A 2,322-nucleotide genomic window follows, 5' to 3' on the forward strand; every position below is an offset into this window, starting at 1 on the left:
ACGACCGCGACGCGCCGGGCCCCTGCCGCCAGCGCACCGCGCAACCGCGGACCCAGCACACCGGGCACCCGCGGACCCAGCACACCGGGCACCCGCGGACCCAGCACACCGGGCGCCCGCGGACACGCACCGTCGTCGCGGTGACGGCCCACCGTGCCCGGTATCGTCCGGGCATGGCGAATCCGACGGGGGAACAGTTCGAGCTGATCCGGGGCGGGGCCCGCGCCGTGATCACCGAGATCGGGGCGGGGCTGCGGGCCTTCGAGATCAACGGCGTGCCGTACGTGGAGACGTTCGACGCGGCGGCCGAACCGCCGAAGGCCGCGGGCCAGGTCCTGCTGCCGTGGCCGAACCGCACGCGCGGCGCACGGTGGACCCACGACGGACAGCCGCAGGAACTGGAGGTCACGGAGGCCGAACGCGGCAACGCCATCCACGGGCTCGTGCGCCACCGGGAGTGGCAACTGCTCGAACACGGCGAGTCGTTCATCCGGCTGGAGGTCGACATCACCGACGAACCCGGCTGGCCGGTCCCGCTGCACACCGGGATCGTCTACGACCTCGCCCCCCGCGGCCTCGTGGTCACCCACGAGGTCACCAACACCGGCACGGAGGCCGTCGGGTTCGGCGTCGGCACCCACCCGTACCTGCGGATCGGCGACACCCCCACCGACGAGCTCACCCTGACGGTGCCGGCCACCCGCATGTGGCCGCACGTCGACGACGACTGGCCGTTCGGCGAGGAGACCGACGTCGACGGCACCCCGGCCGACCTGCGCTCCGGCCGGATCGTCGGCGGTCTCGACCTGGACACCGCCTTCGGCGGGCTGGTGCCGGGCGCCGACGGCCGGTACCACCACCGGCTGTCCCACCACGACACCACGGTGGAGCTGTGGGCCGGGCCGGACTTCGGGTGGGCCCAGGTGTTCACCCCGGAGCGTCTCGGCGACCGGGGGCGGGCCGTCGCCGTGGAACCCATGACCTGCCCACCCGACGCGCTGAACTCGGGCACCGGGCTGATCACCCTGGAACCGGGCGAGTCGTGGCGGGGAAGCTGGGGCATCCGGGTCGACCGACCACTAGCGTGAGCACCATGACGACAGCGATCACCAACGGCTACGTGGTCCCCGTCGACGGCGATCCCGTCGACGGCGGCACGGTGCTGATCTCGGACGGAAAGATCACCGCGGTGGGGGCGGACGTGCCCGTCCCCGCCGACGCGGAGGTCGTGGACGCGGCGGGCGCGTGGGTGCTGCCCGGCTTCCTCGACGCGCACGCCCACCTCGGCGTGAGCGAGGAGGGCGAGGGCTGGTCCGGCGAGGACGTCAACGAGATGACCGACCCGAACGGCGCCCGCTTCCGCGCCATCGACGGCATCGACCCCTACGAGGTGGGCTTCGACGACGCGCTCGCGGGCGGGGTCACCAGCGTCGTGGTCAAGCCGGGCTCGGGCAACCCCATCGGCGGGCAGACGGTCGGCGTCAAGACCTGGGGCCGCACCGTGCTGGACATGCTCTTCGCCGAGTCGGTCAGCGTGAAGAGCGCGCTGGGGGAGAACCCGAAGCGCGTCTGGGGCGAGAAGGACCGGACGCCGGCCACCCGGCTCGGGGTCGCAGCCACGCTGCGCGAGGCGTTCACGAAGGCCCGCAACTACGCCGCCCAGCGCGACCACGCCCGCGCCGAGGGCAAGCCGTTCGACGTGGACCTCACCCTGGAGGCACTGACCCGGGTGCTCGACGGCGAGCTGTACTGGGACCAGCACACCCACCGCGCCGACGACATCGTGACCGCGGTGCGGCTGGCCGAGGAGTTCGGCTACCGACTCGTGGTCAACCACGGCACCGAGGGCCACCTGGTCGCCGACTTCCTCGCCGAGCACGACGTCCCCGTGATCCTGGGCCCGTTGTTCACCACACGGTCGAAGGTGGAGGTGCGCAACCGGACCCTGCGCTCGGCCGGGGTGCTCGCCCGCGCCGGGGTGCCGATCGCGTTGACCACCGACCACCCGGTCATCCCCATCGACTTCCTCGTGTACGAGGCGGCCCTGGCGGTCAAGTACGGGCTCGACCGGGAGACCGCGCTGCGCGCGCTGACCGTCAACCCGGCGCGGATGCTCGGGCTCGACGACCGGGTCGGGGCACTGCGGCCCGGGCTGGACGCCGACGTGGTGCTGTGGTCGGGCTACCCGCTGGACGTGATGAACCACGCCGACCGGGTGTTCGTGCGCGGTCGCGAGGTGTACCGGTTCGACGCCGACCGCGGTGAGGGCGTCGTGGCCGACCGCCGCTACCGGGAGTGACTCCGCCGCCCGTCCGCCGTCCG

The 2,322-nt window shown here is 73.3% G+C and carries 2 protein-coding genes; both read left to right on the forward strand.

What is annotated here, in order from left to right; all coding sequences use genetic code 11:
• The first annotated feature begins 173 nt into the window (after positions 1–173).
• Positions 174–1,088, forward strand: a complete 915-nt coding sequence (locus tag ACTIR_RS0100930) for an aldose 1-epimerase family protein (RefSeq protein WP_026452878.1) — start codon at positions 174–176, stop codon at positions 1,086–1,088.
• 5 nt (positions 1,089–1,093) lie between these two features.
• Positions 1,094–2,299, forward strand: coding sequence for an amidohydrolase (locus tag ACTIR_RS0100935; protein WP_026452879.1), 1,206 nt, complete (start codon positions 1,094–1,096; stop codon positions 2,297–2,299).
• The last annotated feature ends 23 nt before the right edge of the window (positions 2,300–2,322 follow it).

The organism is Saccharomonospora iraqiensis subsp. iraqiensis, assembly GCF_000430445.1.
In the GTDB taxonomy this organism is placed as follows: Bacteria; Actinomycetota; Actinomycetes; order Mycobacteriales; family Pseudonocardiaceae; genus Saccharomonospora; species Saccharomonospora iraqiensis.

Coding starts and splice junctions, on each gene's coding strand:
- ACTIR_RS0100935 (WP_026452879.1), top strand. CDS start 1,094: ATGACGACAGCGATCACCAACGGCTACGTGGTCCCCGTCGACGGCGAT.
- ACTIR_RS0100930 (WP_026452878.1), top strand. CDS start 174: ATGGCGAATCCGACGGGGGAACAGTTCGAGCTGATCCGGGGCGGGGCC.